Origin of the sequence: Noviherbaspirillum sp. ST9, assembly GCF_048799745.1 — a bacterium.
Lineage (GTDB): Bacteria > Pseudomonadota > Gammaproteobacteria > Burkholderiales > Burkholderiaceae_D > Noviherbaspirillum.
This window is the reverse complement of sequence record NZ_JBLWFR010000001.1, coordinates 160415-179028: the sequence shown is the minus strand read 5'-3', so window position 1 is coordinate 179028 and position 18614 is coordinate 160415. Positions and strand designations below refer to the sequence as shown.

23 protein-coding genes are annotated in these 18614 nt (G+C 62.5%); 6 read left to right on the top strand and 17 right to left on the bottom strand.

What is annotated here, in order from left to right; all coding sequences use genetic code 11:
* The first annotated feature begins 69 nt into the window (after positions 1-69).
* Positions 70-561 carry an SET domain-containing protein gene (locus tag ACNOHI_RS00815; protein WP_420472731.1) on the top strand — a complete coding sequence of 164 codons (492 nt, stop codon included), beginning with the start codon at positions 70-72 and terminating at the stop codon, positions 559-561.
* A 208-nt stretch (positions 562-769) separates the two neighbouring features.
* Here ACNOHI_RS00815 and sugE read toward each other — a convergent pair whose 3' ends face one another.
* From sugE to ACNOHI_RS00780, 7 genes are all read right to left on the bottom strand, one after another.
* Positions 770-1090, bottom strand: coding sequence for a quaternary ammonium compound efflux SMR transporter SugE (gene sugE, locus ACNOHI_RS00810; protein ID WP_420472730.1), 321 nt, complete (start codon positions 1088-1090; stop codon positions 770-772).
* A 118-nt stretch (positions 1091-1208) separates the two neighbouring features.
* Entirely contained in the window at positions 1209-1994 is a 786-nt protein-coding gene (gene siaD / locus ACNOHI_RS00805) for a biofilm regulation diguanylate cyclase SiaD (protein WP_420472729.1), read from the bottom strand.
* A gap of 2 nt (positions 1995-1996) precedes the next feature.
* Complete coding sequence (gene siaC, locus ACNOHI_RS00800; RefSeq protein WP_420472728.1) at positions 1997-2374, bottom strand: biofilm regulation phosphoprotein SiaC; 378 nt, start codon at positions 2372-2374, stop codon at positions 1997-1999.
* Between the two features lie 13 nt (positions 2375-2387).
* Positions 2388-2930: a biofilm regulation protein kinase SiaB gene (gene siaB, locus ACNOHI_RS00795; RefSeq protein ID WP_420472727.1), complete on the bottom strand. Its 543-nt coding sequence runs from the start codon at positions 2928-2930 to the stop codon at positions 2388-2390.
* Positions 2931-2939: 9 nt separating this feature from the next.
* Entirely contained in the window at positions 2940-4931 is a 1992-nt protein-coding gene (gene siaA / locus ACNOHI_RS00790; protein ID WP_420472726.1) for a biofilm regulation protein phosphatase SiaA, read from the bottom strand.
* 169 nt (positions 4932-5100) lie between these two features.
* Entirely contained in the window at positions 5101-5424 is a 324-nt protein-coding gene (locus ACNOHI_RS00785; protein WP_420472725.1) for an AzlD domain-containing protein, read from the bottom strand.
* Complete coding sequence (locus ACNOHI_RS00780; RefSeq protein ID WP_420472724.1) at positions 5421-6152, bottom strand: AzlC family ABC transporter permease; 732 nt, start codon at positions 6150-6152, stop codon at positions 5421-5423. The genes ACNOHI_RS00785 and ACNOHI_RS00780 overlap by 4 nt, the downstream gene beginning before the upstream one ends.
* Positions 6153-6320: 168 nt before the next feature.
* Between ACNOHI_RS00780 and ACNOHI_RS00775 the strand changes: the two genes are divergently transcribed.
* The gene (locus ACNOHI_RS00775; protein WP_420472723.1) at positions 6321-6530 is read left to right on the top strand and encodes a hypothetical protein; all 210 of its coding nucleotides are present in this window, start codon (positions 6321-6323) and stop codon (positions 6528-6530) included.
* On the opposite strand, the gene ACNOHI_RS00770 is transcribed toward ACNOHI_RS00775, so the two are convergent.
* From ACNOHI_RS00770 to ACNOHI_RS00750, 5 genes are all read right to left on the bottom strand, one after another.
* Complete coding sequence (locus tag ACNOHI_RS00770; protein WP_420472722.1) at positions 6531-7298, bottom strand: ParA family protein; 768 nt, start codon at positions 7296-7298, stop codon at positions 6531-6533.
* Between the two features lie 25 nt (positions 7299-7323).
* Positions 7324-8061 (bottom strand): YoaK family protein, encoded by a 738-nt coding sequence (locus ACNOHI_RS00765; protein WP_420472721.1) that lies wholly within the window; start codon positions 8059-8061, stop codon positions 7324-7326.
* Positions 8062-8395: 334 nt separating this feature from the next.
* On the bottom strand, positions 8396-8980 hold the full coding sequence (locus tag ACNOHI_RS00760; RefSeq protein WP_420472720.1) for a hypothetical protein: 585 nt from the start codon (positions 8978-8980) through the stop codon (positions 8396-8398).
* 84 nt (positions 8981-9064) lie between these two features.
* Entirely contained in the window at positions 9065-10876 is a 1812-nt protein-coding gene (locus tag ACNOHI_RS00755) for a sensor domain-containing diguanylate cyclase (protein ID WP_420472719.1), read from the bottom strand.
* Positions 10877-10932: 56 nt separating this feature from the next.
* Positions 10933-11823, bottom strand: coding sequence for a LysR family transcriptional regulator (locus tag ACNOHI_RS00750; RefSeq protein ID WP_420472718.1), 891 nt, complete (start codon positions 11821-11823; stop codon positions 10933-10935).
* A 74-nt stretch (positions 11824-11897) separates the two neighbouring features.
* On the opposite strand from ACNOHI_RS00750, the gene ACNOHI_RS00745 reads away from it, so the two are divergent.
* Complete coding sequence (locus tag ACNOHI_RS00745) at positions 11898-12323, top strand: DoxX family protein (protein WP_420472717.1); 426 nt, start codon at positions 11898-11900, stop codon at positions 12321-12323.
* Positions 12324-12352: 29 nt separating this feature from the next.
* Positions 12353-12961 carry a glutathione transferase GstA gene (gene gstA, locus ACNOHI_RS00740; RefSeq protein WP_420472716.1) on the top strand — a complete coding sequence of 203 codons (609 nt, stop codon included), beginning with the start codon at positions 12353-12355 and terminating at the stop codon, positions 12959-12961.
* 14 nt (positions 12962-12975) lie between these two features.
* Here the strand turns inward: gstA and ACNOHI_RS00735 are convergent, their stop codons facing one another.
* From ACNOHI_RS00735 to ACNOHI_RS00720, 4 genes are all read right to left on the bottom strand, one after another.
* Positions 12976-13395: a hypothetical protein gene (locus ACNOHI_RS00735; RefSeq protein ID WP_420472715.1), complete on the bottom strand. Its 420-nt coding sequence runs from the start codon at positions 13393-13395 to the stop codon at positions 12976-12978.
* A gap of 112 nt (positions 13396-13507) precedes the next feature.
* Positions 13508-14080 (bottom strand): DNA-3-methyladenine glycosylase I, encoded by a 573-nt coding sequence (locus tag ACNOHI_RS00730; RefSeq protein WP_420472714.1) that lies wholly within the window; start codon positions 14078-14080, stop codon positions 13508-13510.
* Between the two features lie 37 nt (positions 14081-14117).
* Positions 14118-14351 carry a hypothetical protein gene (locus tag ACNOHI_RS00725; RefSeq protein WP_420472713.1) on the bottom strand — a complete coding sequence of 78 codons (234 nt, stop codon included), beginning with the start codon at positions 14349-14351 and terminating at the stop codon, positions 14118-14120.
* A 1-nt stretch (position 14352) separates the two neighbouring features.
* Positions 14353-15588 (bottom strand): dienelactone hydrolase family protein, encoded by a 1236-nt coding sequence (locus tag ACNOHI_RS00720; RefSeq protein WP_420472712.1) that lies wholly within the window; start codon positions 15586-15588, stop codon positions 14353-14355.
* 306 nt (positions 15589-15894) lie between these two features.
* On the opposite strand from ACNOHI_RS00720, the gene ACNOHI_RS00715 reads away from it, so the two are divergent.
* Positions 15895-16149: a DUF6139 family protein gene (locus ACNOHI_RS00715; protein WP_420472711.1), complete on the top strand. Its 255-nt coding sequence runs from the start codon at positions 15895-15897 to the stop codon at positions 16147-16149.
* A gap of 22 nt (positions 16150-16171) precedes the next feature.
* Here ACNOHI_RS00715 and ACNOHI_RS00710 read toward each other — a convergent pair whose 3' ends face one another.
* Positions 16172-17035, bottom strand: coding sequence for a DUF429 domain-containing protein (locus tag ACNOHI_RS00710; RefSeq protein ID WP_420472710.1), 864 nt, complete (start codon positions 17033-17035; stop codon positions 16172-16174).
* A gap of 145 nt (positions 17036-17180) precedes the next feature.
* On the opposite strand from ACNOHI_RS00710, the gene cls reads away from it, so the two are divergent.
* Positions 17181-18608, top strand: coding sequence for a cardiolipin synthase (cls, locus tag ACNOHI_RS00705; RefSeq protein WP_420472709.1), 1428 nt, complete (start codon positions 17181-17183; stop codon positions 18606-18608).
* Positions 18609-18614: the final 6 nt, after the last annotated feature.

Genomic DNA, 18614 nt, shown 5'->3' with positions numbered 1-18614 from the left:
AAGTCATCCGCCCCGCTCCGGTATTGAGATAATACGCACCCACATCCATTCCAACCTGCCCTAACCGAGATGAATCGCTCCAGCAATACCGCCCCGGCCGAACGCCCCCTGTATGTCGTCAAGAATTCCCGCGTGCACGGACGCGGCGTCTTCGCCGCGAAGAAAATCGCCGAGGGTACCTGCATCATCGAATACGAAGGCGAGCGCATCAACTGGAAGGAAGCGGTGCGCCGCGAAAACCTGAAGGCGCCGGACGATTTCCACACCTTCTTTTTCAGCCTGGACAGCGGCAAGATCATCGACGGCGGCAGCCAGGGCAACGATGCGCGCTGGATCAACCATGCGTGCGAGCCCAACTGCGAGGCGCGAGAGGAAGACGGCCGCGTGTTCATCTACGCGTTGCGCGACATCGCGCGCGGTGAAGAGCTCAACTACGACTACGGACTGATCCTGGAAGAACGCCACACCGCGGCGCTCAAGCGTGCCTACCAGTGCCTGTGCGGGGCGCCAAGCTGCCGCCATACCCTGCTGGCGCCGAAGAAGAAAAAGAAGGCTGCGTGACTAGAGGGTGTTAGGCACCAGCAGACCAACCAGATGAATTGGATGGGCTTGTATGCTCGAAGGTGCGTGGATGAGATCAATCCCTCCCATACTTTTCCCGTCATTCCCGCCTTCGCGGGAATGACGGGAAAAGAAGTCTGAGAAATTGAGACGAAGGAGCCCGCCGTCAAAATGCGCTGACACCCTTCAAATTCATCTGGACGTTCTACTAGTGCGGGCTGAGCATCTTCAGCCCCGCAATCCCGCCGAGGATCAATGCCACGCAGATCCACTGCCCCGGCGACAATCCCTCCTTCAGCAAGACGGCGCCGAGGATCGCGGTGCCGACAATCCCGATCCCGGTCCAGACCGCATACGACGTGCCTACCGGCAGCGTGCGCATGGCAATGCCGAGCAGCACGACGCTGACGACCATGGAGACAAGTGTCAGCACCGAGGGGATGGGGCGGGAAAAGCCTTCGGTATATTTCAGGCCGATGGCCCAGCCGACCTCGAACAGGCCGGCGATGATGAGGATGAACCAGGACATTTTTTCTTGCAGGGAGATGCCGTGGCCGTCCACGGCGGATCGGGAAGTCGCGGGGTCGTCCCCGCGCTTTTTGTGACTGCCACTACTCTATCGCATCCCTGCAATTGCTGCAGGAAGCTCAGCCGGCAATCTCGTAGCGATTGCGGCCATTGCGCTTGGCATCGAACAATGCCGCATCCGCCCGGTTGATCGTGTCGGAAATGCGCTCGCCGGGCTTGCGCTCCGCGATCCCGAAGCTGGCCGAAATCTGCACTGCCTGATCGTCGGCCATCATCTCGATGCCGGCAATCGCCTGGCGCATGCGCTCGACCACCGCGGCACCTTCGACAGCAGTGCTCTCGGGCATGATGACCATGAATTCCTCGCCGCCCCAGCGGCCGCACAGGTCGTAATCGCGGACACCATGGCGGATGGCATTGGCGATGCGCACCAGCACTTTGTCGCCGGCTTCGTGGCCGTAGGCATCATTGACCGACTTGAAGCGGTCGACGTCGATCAGCACGATGGTCAGCGGCCTCTCCAGGCGATCGGCGCGCGCCGTTTCCGCCTTCAGGCTTTCCATGAGCATGCGACGATTGCCGATGCCGGTCAGTGCATCCTTGGTCGACGCATCCTTCAGCGCCTCGTTCAGGTCGCGCATCATCGACTGGTAGCGGTCCGAAATGCGTGCGATTTTTTCGAGCTGCCGCAACTGCTTGTTATAGCGCCCCGTCAGCGCTTCCTTCTCGTCCCGGCTGACGTTCTGGTAACGATCTGAAATGCGCGTGATGCGGTCGATCTGGTGCAACAGGCTGCGGTATTCCGCATACAGTTCGCCCAGGGCATAGCGCAGCGGATTGCTCTGGTTCTCGGGGTCCGCCAGCAGCGTTTCGATGATCAGCTCGAGGTGCTTTTCGTCGCGCACGGCTATTCCACCTGGCTGGTGATCTCGAACGGGAAACTGCAGTCTTCCTTGAATTCCTCCGCCAGGTCGGCGACGCGCTCGTTCTGCTCGTCGTAGAACCAGTTCACCTCCACCTTCCGGCCCGCCTTGTACGCCTCTTCGAGGATGTCGAAGATGTCCATCATGGCCTTGACGCTGCTGGTGTTCAGGTACAGGAGGTGCAGGTTCAGCGCCAGCGGGCGGTCCTGCTGCAGGTAGCTCTCGATCCACTGCAACGCAGGCGAAAACAGCTCGAACGAGTTCTCCGGGTAGGAGTCGCCGCGCATTTCCACGGTCCCTGCATTGAAGTCGGCGACGATCGACGGTGTCGCCTGGGTGCCTTCGATTCTCAGGTTGTCCATTTTTTTTGTTCCTTTACATCACGACGCGCATGCTGAAGAACGCGCGTCCATTGTCGAGTGTGCGCAGAGAGCAGGACAGCGGCTCCGACGCTTTGCGCGCCAGGTCGATCAGCCCCAGGCCGGCGCCGGTGGTCGCCCCCTCTTCGCGCGGCTTGCGCAATTGCTCTTTGTATTCCGCCTTGAGCTGGGTCTTGTCCAGCGAAGCCAGCCGCTGCACACGCGCTTCCAGTGCCGGCCCGTCGCTGCTGTCGAGGAAATTCCCGGCCGAGACCACATAGCGGCCCCCTGCGTCGCGCGCGATGACCACCGTCGCCGCGGCATCCGCCTCGCCCCAGCCCTTGCGTGCAGCATAGTGGCGGATATTCTGCGTGAGCTCGATATAGGCGCCGAACACGTCCATGGCGGACGATGGCGTCGCGTGCTCGTGCTCCATGTAATTGCGCAGCGCATTGCCGATCTCCTCGATCAGGCTCTTGGTCAGCGGGCCGTTGAAGCACAGCATGATGCTCTGCTGGTTGTAGGTCTGCTGCAATGAAAAGAGGTCGATAAGGCCCATGTATTCCCCTTATGCGAATCTGAAACAGAGCATGGTGATGTCGTCCCGTTGCGGATGATCGCCCTGGTATTCCGCGAGTGTAGAAGCAAACGCCCCGCTCTGCTCGGCCAGAGAACGGTTGGCGTGGCGGCGCAGCATGTCGACGAAGCGTGTATTGCCGAAGCCGAATCCTTTGTCCCCGCCCGCCTGGTCGAGGAAGCCATCGGTGGTGAGGTAGAAGGTGCGGGCGCCCAGCAGGTCGACGCTTTCGTTCCTGTATTCGCCGACATACCGGTCGCCGATTGAGCGTCGCGCACCGTGGATCGAGCCGATATCCTCGCCGTCGCTCCAGTAAAGCGAAATCCTGGCGCCGGAGAAGACGACCTTGCGCGTGCTGAAATCGACAAAGGCGACGCCGGCGTCCATCATCGTTGCGATATCGCGCCGCTTGTCGTCGATCTGCAGCATGCCGCGCATCACGGCATCGGTCCGTCCCAGGATGGCGGCCGGGTCTTGTGCCCCGGTTTCGTCGATCGCCTGGTCAATCGCCGCGCGGGCAAGCATGGTCATGAAGGCACCCGGCACGCCATGACCCGCACAGTCGACCACGCCCAGCAGGCAGCCGCCTTCGACCTCGCGATAGACGTAGAAGTCGCCGCCGACGACATCGCGCGGGCGCCAGAGCACGAAATGGTTTTCGCCGAGGGCGCTGGTCAGCTGCCGGTCCGGCAGGATGGCGCGCTGGATCAGGCTGGCATAGGAGATGGAATCGCTGATCTTCTTGTGCGCCACCGACATTTCCCGGTTCGCCCGCGTCAGCTCCTGGGTACGGTCGCGCACTTTTTCTTCCAGTTCTTCGGTGTGATGACGCACCTTTTCGGCCATGGCGCCGAAAGCGCGGGTCAAGCTGCCGATCTCGTCATTACCCGCCGGTGGCAAGGTGAGCGCGTAATTGCCGGCCGCCATTTCCTGCGCCGACTGCTTGAGCCGGAGCAACGGGGAAAGGACCAGGCGATTGAGCGCATAGACGAAACCGGCCATCGCCACCACGAGCAGGGCCAGTGTCGCCAGCGTCACCCATTTCAGCAGTCCGCTGTCGAGCAGTTCGGCCACGTCGAGGTCGACCGCGGTCAGCACATGCCATTTCAGTTCGGGAATGTAGGACGCCGCGACCAGTTGCTTCTTGCCGTCCAGGTTGGCGTGGAACAGTTCCGCCTTGCCGGGGTTCTCGATCGCCCTGGCCAGTGCCGCCTTCGCCGTTTCGGCGTCCTTCGGCCCTTGCAGCAATCCGAACAGTGACTGTTCGATGATCGCTTCCTTGGTGGCGGAATTGAAGGCGATGCGCTTGTTGTCCGGGTGGGCCTGCACGGCGCCGTTGACGTCGACGATCATGGGCGTGACGCCCGTCTCGGAGGTGCTGACGAAGTCGTTCAGGAAGGTCGTCAGGTCGAGGCCGGTTCCCGCCAGCCCGATCTTGCGATCGCCGTCCTTCACGATGATGTTGAACCACACCTTGGTCACGTTCAGCTTCACGTCGGGGTCGACGTTGATATTGAAGGGCTTGTCGCTCTTCATGGTGTTGAAGAACCAGGCGTCGTTGCGGTCTTCTTCCTTCAGCGTGTAGCGCGGTGCGTCGCTGAATGCGGAACGCGCATCATTGAAGAAGTAGTGCCGGCTGATGTCCGAGATGATGAAGTAGGACTGGTCGGTAAAATCGCTGCGGAAGCTTTCGGCCTCACGCAGGGCCAGGGCCTTTTTCGCGGGATTGTCGTCGTCGAGCAGCCATTCGCGAATCACCTGCGACTTGGCGAGGCGCAGGGACAGGGCGAGCTCCCGGGCCACCGGGGCAACGATGCGCTCACGGTTGAGCAGGGTGTAATTACGGGTGTAGGCGGAGCCCAGGTGGGAGCGGATCGATTCGACGGCACGGAAGCCGATCAGGCTTGCAAGCAGAAGAACTAGAACGCAGGTACCAAACAAAGCAAGGACCGACTTGCCGCGAAGGCCGAACGCGCGCCCCATGTATTCTCCAGCTTGATCAATGGCCGGAAGCGCAGCGAACGGCGCCCCTCTCGTGTTCGCACTCGTGTTGCGAACGAGGAAATTCTGCCAGTCATTGTTGCTCTGCGCAATGCTCTTTGGGCAATTGTCGTCAGCGTGTCAATCTCTCGCCGCGCGTATTATCGATTTGCTATTGCAGTACGCCGAACTGCCAACCGAAGAAGGTGATCAGTGCAATCGCGATGGTCAGCAGCTGCTTTCGCGTCGCGGCGCACACCAGGATGGCGATAATGGAGGCAACCAGCTGCGGATTGCGCCACGTCAGTTCCATCGCTTCGCCGCCAGGTGCAAGCACCATCGGAACGATGATGGCGGTGAGGACCGTGACCGGCACGAACCCGAGCGCCTGCTGCAGGAGCGGCGGGAACGCAATGCGCCCGCCGAGGACGAAGATGGTGGCCTTGATGAAGACCGTGACCGCGGCCATGCCGAGAATCATCCCGGTATGGTTCACGCCGCGCTCCTTTCATCAGCGCGCACGCCGGCGCGCCATCGCGTCAAGGCCAGCCCGGCCGACACGCCGATCACGACGGCCAGCGTCAGGCCGAGCTTGTAGGGAAGATCCCGCAGCAGCCAGGCGAACATGCCTGCGGCGACCGCCGCGCCGAAATGCGGCAGCCGGTTCAGCTGGGGAACGACGATGGCGATGAATGTGGCGACCATCGCGAAGTCCAGTCCCATCGATTGCAGCTGCGGGAAGATCGCGCCGAACACAAGGCCTACCAGGGTCCATGTCTGCCAGTTCACGTACATGGACAGGCCCGATCCAAGGAAATACCAGTGCCCGTGCGGGCTGTCGTGCTGCCTGCTGTAATAGCCGTTCATCACGGCGAAGGTTTCGTCCGTCATCAGGAAGCCGAGGGTCCAGCGCCAGCGCGCCGGGAGATGCGCGACGTGCGGCAGCAAGGCGGCGGCATACAGCATGTGGCGCAGGTTGACGATGAACGTGGTGAACCAGATGACCAGCATGCTCGCACTGCCCGCCACGAGACCGGCGGCGATGAACTGGCTGGAACCGGCGAAGACGCCCAGGGACATCAACTGGCCCTGCCATGGGGCGAGCGGGCCGGCGGTGACCAGCGTGCCGAAGATCATGCCGAAGGGCGCGGCGCCAATCAGCATGGGAATGGTATCGCGCGCGCCGGCGGCGAAACTGGACAGGCGTGTGGGTGGGTGCGACATGCGTTTTCCTTTCGACGGCAATGGTAACGTCATGACCGCCGGTCCGCTTGTATGTTCTTGCGCAGCCGCGCTATTTGCAGGCGCCCCTTCACCATTTGCGGCATGGCATGGCCTGGTCTACACTTGGTTGAATAACAACAACGGTCCGCGGCTTTCCAGGGAGGCGTCATGCAGAAGTTCGATTTCTCGATCCATACACGCAGCGGCCAGAAGGTCGAGAGCATTGTGATTGCCGGCCGCGACCGCGACGATGCGGAACGCAAGCTGTTCCAGATGTACCGCAACTGCACGGTCGTTGCATGCGGCATCAAAGAGCCCGAGGACAAGCCAAGGCAGGCGGCATCGATGGAAGATCTGCTGACGCTGATCTCGAAATAATTACCCGAAGAATCCGGCGGCGGCCAGCTCCTCGAGCAGCGCGTCGTAATCCTGCGCGCCGCGGCTGCCCGGCGCGTGCTCGAACACCGTCTTGTTGTGCGCGGGGCTCTCCGCCAGGCTGACGTTCTCGGCAATCCGTGTGCGGCACACCTCTTCGCCGAATCGTTCTTCCAGCATCGCCTGCACTTCCTTCGCCATGCGGCGGCGGTTATCAAAACGCGTGAGCAGGTAGCGGCGCTTCACGCGCCGCTTGAGCACCGGCTCCAGCGCCTTCAAGGCCTTGTCCACCTGCAGCGCACTCTTGTAGGACAAGTGGTCGGCCGAGATCGGCACGATCAGGCAGTCGCTGGCGAAGATGGCGTTGAGCGAGAGGACGCCGATCAAGGGGCAGCAGTCGATCAGCACCGGACTCGACGGTGTGCTGAGTCCTTCCAGCCGCAGGCTGGCATTGAGCCGGTTCACCACGTTGTAGCCCTTGCCGAACAGGGTATCGACCTTGGACAGTTCCATATGGGACGGAATGACGCGGATGCCGCTGGCGGCGGGACGGATCAGTTCGGCGAGCGGACGATTGCGCTGGAACAGGCTGAGCAGCGTATCGTCGCCGGATGCTGCGGTAATGCCGGCGATGGCGCTGAAGTGCGCCTGCGGGTCGAGGTCGATGCCGAAGGGAGTGCGGCCGCTCCGCGCCAGCGCAGCGGCGAGATTGAGGGTGGTGGTGGTCTTGCCCACCCCGCCTTTCTGGTTGAAGACGGCAACGATGGTCATGAGTGCCGACCATCTTACTGGAGAACTAGGCTTGTGGCTTGAATATCGGCGCCGACGACATGATCACCAGCCCGATGGCCAGCGGGATCGTGGCCGAGAATCCCAGGTGCTTGAAGCCCAGCGCGCCGAGCACGCCGCCGACGAAGAAGGATGCCACCAGGACCAGGTGCACCCGCAGTTTCGTCCGGTTGGCGGCGACGAAATGATCGCGCTCGATGCCGGCCTCCCGGTTCCAGTAAAACAGTTTTCCCAGCTCGATGCCGATGTCGGTGAACAGGCCGGTGACGTGCGTCGTGCGGATTTCGGCATTGGAAATCTTGGTCACCAGCGCATTCTGCAATCCCATCACGTAACACAGCAGCGCCGCCGTCAGCGACAGGTCGACGACCTCGTGCATCTGCAGGTTGGCGCCCATCAGGCCGAACACCAGCAGCAGGACCGATTCCGTCAGCAAGGCAGGCATGTAGGGATTGCCGCTCAGGTTGCGCCGGGCGTAGTTGACCATGATGGCCGTGGACGCGGCGCCCAGCGCAAACGACAGGATCGACAGGAAGGCGGTGACCACCAGCGGCAGGTGGCCAAGCACGAGATTGTCGGCGGCCGACGACAGCATGCCGGTCATGTGGGAGGTGTACTGGCCGATGGCGAGGAAACCGCCGGCATTGAGCGCACCCGCGACGAAGGCCAGCGAGGTGCCGAGATGCAGGTTGGCGCGTGCGGAACGTTCCTGCGCCGTCAGGGAAGCGAGGTAATTGATGGGCATCGGAGGAATTGCCTGGTTTGCAACAGCAAGCCCGGCGACTGTGCCGCGCGGGATTCCTGAGTGTACCGCCAAACCATTCGATGCCGTGCACACTGGAAAAAAAGGAGTGGAGACTGCGTGATCTCCACCCCAAACCTCAGGAGACACTGAGGAGAGACTGCATGGGCCCGCAGACGGCGGGACCCATGCCTATTACTACCCACGGGACGAATGTAGCAGCGGGCTGACAAGAGAAAATCCGGAAAGATGGGAGGTCTATCTAAGAAGATTCAGCCGAAGGCACAACGCGATGAGGGCCTGTATCCGGGCGGACACATGTCCGGACGACGAAAGCTCAGGGTTTCGCCTGCGCGGGAGGGCTTGCTTCTGCCGGGGCGGGCGCCGCGGCGGACGGGGCGGTCTCGCGCGACTTCTTCGCCGCCGCTTCCGCCGCCATCACGAATGCCGATGCACAGGCCGCCTTGAGCTCCTGTTCGAACACCGGCGCGAACAAGGTTTTTGCCTTGGATTTGCTCAGCCGAGCCGACTTCGGCAGCAGGTAGTCGCCCGGCGGATGCTCCATGCGGATCCAGTGCAGCATGCCGCCGACTTTCTTCATCTCCACGCGCACCTTGACCGGGGGCGTGATCCGCGTGCTCATGGCCACAACCGTGGCCACATCATGGGAAATGTCGCCCAGCACCGACGGCGCCATGCCCTCGTCGACCCGTTCGGCGCCCGGGGTGGAAAAGAAATGGGCGCCGCACAACTGATCATCCTTCTGGTGCAGTTCGAGCACGAAGTTCGAGCACTTGCCGGAATCCTTTTGCACGCCATTCGGGCAGATCCACGCCACCCATGCGCCGCTGAAATCGTCGACGGCGAAAGCCGGCGCCAGAGGGGCAAGCAGGAGCAAGGGAAGGAGCGCGTGAAGCCGCATGGAGGTGGAGTCCCCGGAGTGCAATCGTGCTCTACATTTACCAGAGAACGCGGCGTGTTCCTTGAGGACTCGCAAAGGACGCGCTTACGCGGCGGCAGCGAACGGCGTCACGCGGTTCCGGCCTGCCGTCTTCGCCGCGTACAAGGCCTGGTCCGCCTCGCGCATGCGCCGCGCGAGTTCCTTGTCCGAGGGCCGCGCATTAAAGATCGTGTAGCCGATGCTCAAGGTATGTTCGATGGCCTGGTCTTCGAAGCGCGTGACCTGTTCCGCGAACGCCCGGCGCAACCGCTCAAGGATTTCGATGGCGCGTTCGCTGTCCGGCACCTCCATCATCACGCCGAACTCTTCGCCGCCAAGCCTGCTGACGACGTCGCCGGGGCGCGTGTTCTCGCGCATGATTCGGCCCAGGTCGCGCAGCACGGCATCGCCGGCGGGATGGCCAAAGGTGTCGTTGATGCGCTTGAAGAAGTCGAGGTCGATCAGTCCCAGGACGAACACGCCAGCCTTGCCCTCTCCCGCCTGCGCGCGCTCGATGAAATGGCGGCGGTTGCCCAGCCCGGTGAGATCGTCGGTGCGCGACAGCGATTCCGCCCGGTTGCGCGCCTCTTCCAGGCTGCGCGTGCGCTCCGCGACCTGGCTTTCGAGCTCCTGGTTCTTGCTTTCCAGCGCGGCCTGGTAGCGCTGCTCCGCCGCGTCTTTGTCGCGCTGGATGATACGCATGCGGTCGTACTGCGCGACGGAGAGCAGCAACAGTTCGCCGAAGTACGCCAGCTCCGCCCAGAAGAAGCCTTCATAGGAATACATGCCGAGGCGCGAGCCGATCACCCCGACCGCGACGGTGGCCGAATAAAGTGTCTGCGCAATGACGTACCAGCGTGCGTAAACCACGCCCTTGCGCCAGGCAATCCATCCCGCCAGCGTCGTCACGATTGCATGCAGGACGACCAGGACCATGAGCGCACGTGTGACCCCGCCGTACACGCCGGCGAGTCGAAAGGCGATGGCAGCGACTGACAGCCACACCATCGCCTTCAGCAGGCGGTCCGCCCACAGCGAGGTCCTCCGCGTGTGCAGGAAATCGCGCGTGAACATGGCCGAAAACACGATCGACAACAGGAAGAAGATGTGCAGCGTGATATTCGCCATGTCGGGCATGTCGACGAACACGTACTGCCCGAGCAGGCCGTTCATTCCCATCCAGGAACCGAGGACAGACAGGGCGTACAGCGCATACACCGAGAAGCGGCGGTCATGCGAGACCAGCCAGCCCGTCAGGGCGGAGAACGCCAGCGCGAGCGGCATTCCATACAGGATGCCGAGGACGACCTGGCTGTGCGCGACGCTCTGCGCGAAGGCCGCGCTGGAGTCGAGCGCGAACGCAAGATGGACGTCCGCCGTGTGCCGGTTGTGGATGCGGATATACACTTCCGCCGTTTCGCCCGGCAGGCTGAGGTGACGGACGGCCGGATAGCGGTATTGCACCTGGCGTTCACGCAACAAGGTACGGTCGCCGCCGATGGCTTTTGTCACCACCTTGCCGTCCACAATGACCCAGAACTCCGCGTAGTCGGTGAAGGGAAGCCGGTGCTGCAGCACCCACTCCATGGGCGCCGCGCCGGCATTGCGCACATTCAGGTGCAACCAGAAATCGGACGGGGTCAGGCCACGGATGAAATTGGCCCGGGTGACGGCGGTAAAGCGTTCGGCGGGCAGGCCGCGTACCTGCTCCAGCGTCAGCGACTTGTCCGGATCCTCGACGAACGCGATCTTGCTCCAGAGGCGGTCGTTTTCCAAGTCCGCCGATAGCCGGACGGATTCACCCGCGGACGCGTCCGGCAGGTGAAGCGTCGCCATCATGGCGAAAAAGGTGACAACCAGGAAATTCAGGACACGCATGGAATTCTTTCAGGGACAGACGATATTCGTACGGGCCTAGGCTTTCTGTCAAGAAACTATAAAGAGAGGTTTTCGCGGAGGAAGTCGAACAGCAGCTTCACCCGTTTCAGGTGCCGGACATCGGGGTGCGCCAGCATCCACAGGTCGGTTTCCAGCGCCGCGACCGGCCCTTCCACAATGCGCACCTGCGGGTGGTCCTTGAGCAGGAACACCGGCGCGACTCCCACGCCCAGTCCCCAGACGACCGAGCCGGCAACGGACAGCACGCTGTTGCAGCGATAGCGCGGCTGCACCTTCGGATAGTGCTGGCGGCGCCAGCGCACGGAGGGGTGGTCCGCGAGCGATTCATCCAGGGCGATCCAGTCGGCCTTTTCCAGGTCCACCTGCCCGCCGGCGCGGTTCACATAGGCCGCCGACGCGAACACCGCGGACTTCAGCGCACCGAGACGGCTGCCCACGAGATGCTCCGGCGGCTTGCGCGTGGCGCGGATGGCGACGTCGGCGTCGCGCTGGCTGAGGTTGGCGAGCGTGTTGGCGGCGATCAGTTCCAGCTCGATCTGCGGATGGGCCGCCGTGAACCTGCCGAGGACCGGCAGCAGCAGGCCGTTCAGGATGGTGTCGGTCGTCGTGATGCGCACGGTGCCGGCCGGTTCGCTTCCCATTTTTGCCGCGGCTTCGCGAGCTTCCTGCAGCTGCGTTTCGATGCGCTCCGCATAGCCGGCGAGTTCACGTCCGAGTTCCGTCGGCAGATAACCCTGCCTGCCGCGCTCGAACAGGAGTTCGCCGAGGTCCTTCTCGATGCGCTTGATCGACCGGAACACCGTCGAGGTATCGACCCGCAAGCGTTCCGCCGCGCCCTGCAGCGAACGTCCGCGCACCAGCGCCAGCAGCAGCTCCAGATCGGACAGGCTGAGCGTCGATTGCATCTGTGCATACGATGATTTCATGAATGCCTATTTTCATTGCATTTTTACAGTCCTACAGTACCACTACACCAACCCGTCCTGAAAGGAGTTCCATCATGATTGACCACACCCTCTCGCCCTACGCCGCCACCCTGCTGCGCGTGAGCCTCGGCACGATGTGGATCTCGCACGCGCTGCTCAAGCTGCTGGTGTTCACCATCGCCGGCTTTGAAGGCTTCCTCGCCAGCCACGGCATGCCAACCTTCATTGCGTGGCCGGTCGTGCTGCTGGAAATAACCGGCGGCACGCTGATTTTGCTCGGCTGGCACGGCCGCATCGCCTCCCTGGTGCTGCTTCCCATCCTCGCCGGCGCCACAGCCGCGCATATCGCGAACGGCTGGGTTTTCAGCAACGCCAACGGCGGCTGGGAATATCCCGTTTTCCTGATGGCGATGTCTGTCGTGCACATCCTGCTGGGAGACGGCGCGCTTGCGCTGTCTCGCGAAAAAGCCCGCAACGGCATGCGGCTGAAAACTGCCTGATCCCTCCCCCACCGACGAAAGGAAACACCATGAAACTTTATTACTCCCCCGGCGTCTGCTCCCTCGCTCCGCATATCGCCCTGCGCGAAGCCGGCCTCGCCTTCGAACTGGACAAGGTCGACACCGGCAAGAAGCTGACGGAGAGCGGCCGCGACTACCTCGCGATCAATCCGCACGGCTACGTCCCGGCGCTGGAGATCGAGCCCGGCTTCATCCTCACGGAAGGTCCGGCGATCATGCAATACATCGCCGACAAGGCGCCGGAGTCGGGCCTCGTCCCGATCGCGGGCAGCAAGGAACGCTACCGGCTGCAGTCCTGGCTGAACTACATCACCTCGGAAATCCACAAGGGTTTCTCGCCGCTGTTCAAGCCCGGCATGCCGGCCGAAGCGAAGACCATGTTCAAGGCGCAGATCGCAGAACACTTCGACTACCTCGAACGCCACCTGTCCCGTCATGCCTATCTCCTTGAAAGCGGCTTCTCGATTGCCGACGCTTACCTGTTCGTTGTCGCTGGCTGGTCGGGCTTTGTCGGGATCGAGCTGAAGAAGTGGCCGGCGCTCGTGGCCTTCCGCGAACGCGTGCAGGACCGCGCGTCCGTGCGTGAGGCGATGCGCGCGGAGGGCCTGCTCAAGTAGGGGCGGGAGACCGGTCAGGCCCAGCGCCGCATGCGCTGGGCGCGGTTCTGGCGCATCCCGGCCATGACCTGCCGGAAGTCCACGACATGGCGTTCGATACGGTCCGGCAGGGTCATCATGGCTTGGGCGGCATCCGTACTGACATCGATATGCAGTTGTTCCACGCGCCCGTGGCGGCCAACGGCAAGGAGCGCGTGAACGTCGTTACCGTAAACCGCTTCGATGTTGTCCGTGTCCTCGCAGTGATCGTTCCAGCGCAGGGTGTAGGCAAGGTCAGGTTGCTCGAGATCGCCGACGACGGGCACGTCCAGGATCTCCGTGGCGGCTTCGTCACCCTGGGCGGCGGCATAGGCGCGCGCGGCGAGATGATACGCAAAGGCGCGTTCGTCGCGGCGTCCGTCTTCATAGTGCGCGACCACGATATATATCTGCATGCGCTCCCCCGTCAGTATTTTTCCGACATGATGCAGATCGCGGGCCGTGCGCACTACCCATGAACATGGGATTTTCACAACGAATCGGCCCGCGGATCCGTTGAATGATCAATCAGGGTTTGCGCAGCGGCCGGTGGCGGAAGCACTCGACGCAATGGTCGTTGACCATGCCGATCGCCTGCATGTAGGCATAGATGATGGTGGAGCCGACGAACTTGAACCCGCGTTTCGACAGGTCCTTGGAAATGCGGTCCGAGAGCGGTGTCTTGGCCGGGCAGTCGCGCAGGTGCTTCCATGCGTTCTGGATCGGTTTGCCGTCGACATAGGCCCAGAGGAAGGGAGCGAGCCCGCCCGCTTCTTCCTTCAGACGCAGGTAAGCCTGCGCATTGCTAATGGCAGCGGCGACCTTGAGGCGGTTGCGGATGATGCCGGGATTGGCGAGCAGCTCGGCGACCTTCGCGTCGCCGTAACACGCGATCTTCCGCGCATCCCAATTGTCGAAGGCTTCACGGTAGTTGTCGCGCTTGTTGAGCACGGTTTCCCAGCTCAACCCGGCCTGCGCGCCTTCGAGATTGAGCATTTCGAACAGGCGCACCTCGTCGTGGCAGGGCACGCCCCATTCTTCATCGTGGTAGGCAACGTAGCGGGGATTGGCCGGATTGGCCCAGGAGCAGCGAGTCGGCATGGCATCTGCGCAAAATGACAATGCGCAGATTCTATGCCTATTTCACTTTGTACTTCAGCTTGATCCAGCGCGCGACGCCGATGACGATCGCGATGCCGGCGAGGTCCGCCAGCGCGGTCTGCTGGTTGACCTCGAAACCGGCCAGGCCCTTCAGGCCGGTGACGATCATCCAGGCGCTGAGACCGGCGAGGACGACACCGGCGAGCGGGCCGGAGTAGCCTTTCGCGAAACGTGTAAGCAGGTTCGGCTTGCCGGGCGATTGCTTGTCCATGTTACGGTCCGGTGAGTGCGGAAGTGGCCGGGCTGGCCGGGGCGGCAGCGGTGGTCGGACGCGCTTCGTCGATCCACACCACATGGTCGTCCACGGCATAGAGGCGGCAGGGCTGGCTGCTGTTCTTCTGGCAATCCTGCAGCGCCTGCTCGACAGGGTCATCGCCATCCTCTGCCCAGCTCCAGGCGCCGGTCGGCGAAACGGCGAAGGCGCGCGGCGTGGACTTGCCGAGGAAGACACGGTATTGCTCGCGCGCACTGCCCTTCAGGTAGGGAATGGCGTCGACGTTGTCGATTGCGGCATATTCGGTCTTCGGCACCTTCACTTCATTGTTCAGGGCGTACACGGTCTCGGTCGGCATGCCGAGTTCCTTCAGGAATTTCTCGGTCTCCGGCCACCAGATCTTCACGCCGTCGCGGCTGCCGCTCATGCCATGGGCATCCTTCTTGAACGCGCCGTAGGCAACCAGCTTCGCATTGCCGCCGGCCTGGGTGTAGGCGTTGTGCAGGCGCGCCGCGAGTTCGGGGCCGAAATGGTTGTCGTTTTCACCATAAAACCAGATGCTCGGCAGCGTGCTCTTGGCGCCGTAGCTGGCGAACGCCTGGACCAGGGACTGCTGCCAGCGGCAATCGCCGCCATGCATCTTGAGGCCGCCGGCAAAGTTGATCAGGCCTTTCACGCCCGGATACTGGCGGGTGCCGAAGGCCATCGCGGTCAGCCCGCCGTAGGATTGGCCGGCGACGACGACATGATTGGCATCGGCCCAGCGTTGCGTATGCAGGTAATCGAGCGTACTCTGCAAGTCATCCGCCTGCGAATAACCGTGCCCGGTCATGTCGCAGCCACGGTCGATGTAGTCGCCGCTGGACTTGGAGAAGCCCTTGCGCATCGGGATCACGACAGCGTAGCCGCGCTTGACGAATTCGCGGCTCAGCACGATGAAACGGTCGCGGTTCTGGTTGCGCGGGTTGCCCAATGCCTTGCCGTGATTCATCACGACAACGGGGAACGGGCCTTCGCCCGGGGGCTTGAAGATGGTGGTTTCGAGTTCAACCGATTTCCCGCCGGAGTTCGCGGGAACCATGACAACCTGCTCATTGAGGGAGGCGTCGAGCGACACGGCTACCGCGGGAGCGGAGCTGGCAAACAGGCTGGACGCAAAGGCAAAGAGGCCGAGGACAGCAGAGATGGTCCAGCTTTTCTTCGCGTCGCGCTTCTGTATTGAGAGAGACTTCATACATCCGATACACGTCGAATTGCAAACACATCGGCCCGCAGGGCGAACCGCCGAAGTGCCCTGGATCAAATTCTTGATCCAGCACAATGTTGCCCATTCTAAAGACCGCGTTTCCGCAACTCAATACGCGTTTAGGCAACTCGAGACGTTTTTTTTCGGAAGTTTTATTGCAGGGCAAGGCTTTGATGCAATTTTTCTTGCCTGGGAGGAACGAGAGGGCGTGCCGAGGGGGATTTGATGCAGTGCGCAACCTTTACGATGTTGCAAGGTCAATAGCAGACCAGCTTTTTTCGAGAGGACGAAGTCATGAAAGTCGACGTGTACAAACGCCCGGAACAGGAAGGCATGTATTCCTACCTCGCTGTTCCGGAAGGCCGCCCCATTCCGGAGGAAGCAACCAATATCGACTGGGAAACCGCCGAGAACAGTATCGATCTCGACGAGAACAACGAACCGGTTCTCGGTCTTTCAGCAGAAGATGCGCTGTCGCAGATCAGCGACAAGGGATACGCGATTTCACATACGCGGGCCTACAAGCTGAGCATCGGGCCGAGCGTCTGATACCACGGCCGGCGCCAGCCGGTCATCCACGCCTTTTCAGGACACCATTCCTGCCCGCCTCCCCGGCGGGCGTGGGGTCGCCGTGCGCGGCCCCCGCCGTCCACCCTTCCACCGCATCCATCGGCATCGGCATGCCGTAATCCGGCTGTCCCGCCGCCCAGGCCGCCGCCACCGCGCATAGAACGGCATCGAGCCAGTCAGCCGTGCCGTCGGCGATGAGCGTCCGGCGCAGCGTCTTTTTCATATGCACACGCACGCCCATCGGATGCGTGCCGTCCTCCAGGGCGGCGATGATGGCCGCACGCGCGGCACGGCGCTCCGGCGTCTGTTTCGCGCGTTCGTCGCTCTTGTAGGAGGCCCGCGTCACGAGGCGCGCGACGAGGCCGGGGTATCCCTCCAGCGCAACGCGCTGCGGATCGCCCGCATGCAGGCCGAATACGGTCACGCCCGCCTCGAGCAGGCGGCGCGCGCCTTCGTGGAACATGTAAGCCACGGGCGGATTCACCCATTTCATCGAGGGACTGGAGCCGGCCGGACCGTCGGTCGCGCGATGGGCGAACTTGCTGCCGACCGGCCGGGCATCGCAGAATGCCTTGAAGGTGGTGCGCAGCTCTGTCCGCGAAAGGCTGGCGCAATGCGTGACAAGTTCGGGCCACTGCAGCGGCCAGCCAAGATGCTCCACCAGTTCGCGCGACAGGCCGAAGGGAAAATCGAAGGCGCCGAGCCAGGGGCCGGGGGCGGCAAGCCATGCCTCGTAGGAAGGCCAGTCGGAAAATGCGTCGATGCGCGTTATCGATAGCACGCGTCCATCGAGATGGCCGTGCGCGACGGTGATGGGCTTGGCCCGCCGCGGGGCAGAGGTGAAATCGACGCCGACGATATGCATGGCACGGAGTGTACTCAGCCTTCTTTCCGCGTGTCCATCTCCTTGCGCTTCGTCGTTTCCGCTTCGAATAATTCTTGCAAGTTGCGGAATTATCAGGCGGAAAAACGATTCCAATATCGGACAACAAGAACATTGAGGTTCCGGAATGCAAGGCTTGCTTGCGCGTGTGCTTTCGCCCGGCCGCATCGTGCGACGCCTGGGCGTTCTTTGGGCAGTGATGCTGGTAGGTTGTGCCAGCCTTCCCGACGTCCACTACCTGCGCGAGCGCCAGTTCGTGCCGGCGCGGGATCCGACCATTATCAGCACCGCCGGCGACTTGCCGGACGCAAAAAAGCAGGCACTGCTTGATGGACTGGCGGCGAAGGCGGGGCCAACCGACATTCTTGCCAAGCATATCGCCGCCGAGGAAGCGATCAGCGGCCGCCCGCTTGTGGCCGGCAACAAGATCGTCCTGCTCGACGACGGCCCGGCCACCATGCGCGCCATGATGTCCGCGATCGAGGCCGCACGCTATCACGTCAACCTGGAGACCTATATCTTCGAAGCCGACGAGGTCGGGCACAAACTCGCCGACCTGCTGATCAGGAAGAAAGCCGCGGGCGTCGCCGTCAATCTCATCTACGACAGCGTCGGGTCAATGGACACGCCGAAAGAATTTTTCGAGCGCATGGCCGCCGCCGGCATCAAGGTGCTCGAATTCAACCCCGTCGATCCCGCACGTGCACGGCGCGAATGGGACATCAACCAGCGGGACCATCGCAAGATCCTCGTCGTCGACGGACGCATTGCCTTCACCGGCGGCGTCAATATCAGCAAGGTCTACGGCAAGAGTTCCTTCCTGCAGGGAAAGCGGCGCGAACCGCCGCCCAAGGATGCGAAGGAAGCCGCCTGGCGCGACACGCACATGCAGATCGAGGGGCCCGTCGTCGCCGAATTCCAGAAACTGTTTCTCGACACCTGGCAACGCAGGTCCGGCAGCGCCCTGTTCGATGCCAATTTCTTCCCGCCCCTGAAGCCCGCCGGCAATGCACTCATCCGCGCGATCGGCAGCACACCGGACAGGGAGGATTTCGCGGTGTACAAGACGTACATCTCCGCGTTCGCGCATGCCGACAAGACCATTCATCTCACCACCGCCTACTTCGTTCCCGACAGGCAGGTAGTGCAGGCCATGATCGATGCCGCGCGGCGCGGCGTGGACGTGCGCATCATCTTCCCGAGTTTCTCGGATGTCGGGCTGATGCTGCATGCAGGAAGGTCCTACTACGATGAATTGCTGGCAGCAGGCATCAAGGTGTACGAACGCAAGGCCGCCATGCTGCATGCGAAGACGGCGGTCATTGACGGCGTGTGGTCGACCATCGGCTCGACCAACATCGACATGCGCAGCTTCCTGCACAACGACGAGGTCAATGCAGTCGTGCTCAGCACGGAATTCGCCGACCGCATGGAAGCGCTGTTCGAGCGCGACCTGCGCGAGTCCGTCGAGATCACCGCCGAGCAATGGAGCCAGCGCGGCCTGCGCAGCCGCATGCGCGAGTGGGCGGTGCGCATGTTCGAGTACTGGCTCTGATTTGCT

Bases quoted from the DNA above. Each gene is read 5' to 3' on its own strand.
- ACNOHI_RS00780 (WP_420472724.1), bottom strand. From the start codon at position 6,152: ATGTCGCACCCACCCACACGCCTGTCCAGTTTCGCCGCCGGCGCGCGC.
- ACNOHI_RS00765 (WP_420472721.1), bottom strand. From the start codon at position 8,061: ATGCCCATCAATTACCTCGCTTCCCTGACGGCGCAGGAACGTTCCGCA.
- siaC (WP_420472728.1), bottom strand. From the start codon at position 2,374: ATGGACAACCTGAGAATCGAAGGCACCCAGGCGACACCGTCGATCGTC.
- ACNOHI_RS00710 (WP_420472710.1), bottom strand. From the start codon at position 17,035: ATGCATATCGTCGGCGTCGATTTCACCTCTGCCCCGCGGCGGGCCAAG.
- ACNOHI_RS00715 (WP_420472711.1), top strand. From the start codon at position 15,895: ATGAAAGTCGACGTGTACAAACGCCCGGAACAGGAAGGCATGTATTCC.
- ACNOHI_RS00750 (WP_420472718.1), bottom strand. From the start codon at position 11,823: ATGAAATCATCGTATGCACAGATGCAATCGACGCTCAGCCTGTCCGAT.
- gstA (WP_420472716.1), top strand. From the start codon at position 12,353: ATGAAACTTTATTACTCCCCCGGCGTCTGCTCCCTCGCTCCGCATATC.
- siaA (WP_420472726.1), bottom strand. From the start codon at position 4,931: ATGGGGCGCGCGTTCGGCCTTCGCGGCAAGTCGGTCCTTGCTTTGTTT.
- ACNOHI_RS00815 (WP_420472731.1), top strand. From the start codon at position 70: ATGAATCGCTCCAGCAATACCGCCCCGGCCGAACGCCCCCTGTATGTC.
- ACNOHI_RS00730 (WP_420472714.1), bottom strand. From the start codon at position 14,080: ATGCCGACTCGCTGCTCCTGGGCCAATCCGGCCAATCCCCGCTACGTT.
- ACNOHI_RS00745 (WP_420472717.1), top strand. From the start codon at position 11,898: ATGATTGACCACACCCTCTCGCCCTACGCCGCCACCCTGCTGCGCGTG.
- cls (WP_420472709.1), top strand. From the start codon at position 17,181: ATGCAAGGCTTGCTTGCGCGTGTGCTTTCGCCCGGCCGCATCGTGCGA.
- ACNOHI_RS00735 (WP_420472715.1), bottom strand. From the start codon at position 13,395: ATGCAGATATATATCGTGGTCGCGCACTATGAAGACGGACGCCGCGAC.
- ACNOHI_RS00770 (WP_420472722.1), bottom strand. From the start codon at position 7,298: ATGACCATCGTTGCCGTCTTCAACCAGAAAGGCGGGGTGGGCAAGACC.
- sugE (WP_420472730.1), bottom strand. From the start codon at position 1,090: ATGTCCTGGTTCATCCTCATCATCGCCGGCCTGTTCGAGGTCGGCTGG.
- ACNOHI_RS00755 (WP_420472719.1), bottom strand. From the start codon at position 10,876: ATGCGTGTCCTGAATTTCCTGGTTGTCACCTTTTTCGCCATGATGGCG.
- ACNOHI_RS00720 (WP_420472712.1), bottom strand. From the start codon at position 15,588: ATGAAGTCTCTCTCAATACAGAAGCGCGACGCGAAGAAAAGCTGGACC.
- siaB (WP_420472727.1), bottom strand. From the start codon at position 2,930: ATGGGCCTTATCGACCTCTTTTCATTGCAGCAGACCTACAACCAGCAG.
- ACNOHI_RS00775 (WP_420472723.1), top strand. From the start codon at position 6,321: ATGCAGAAGTTCGATTTCTCGATCCATACACGCAGCGGCCAGAAGGTC.
- ACNOHI_RS00760 (WP_420472720.1), bottom strand. From the start codon at position 8,980: ATGCGGCTTCACGCGCTCCTTCCCTTGCTCCTGCTTGCCCCTCTGGCG.
- ACNOHI_RS00725 (WP_420472713.1), bottom strand. From the start codon at position 14,351: ATGGACAAGCAATCGCCCGGCAAGCCGAACCTGCTTACACGTTTCGCG.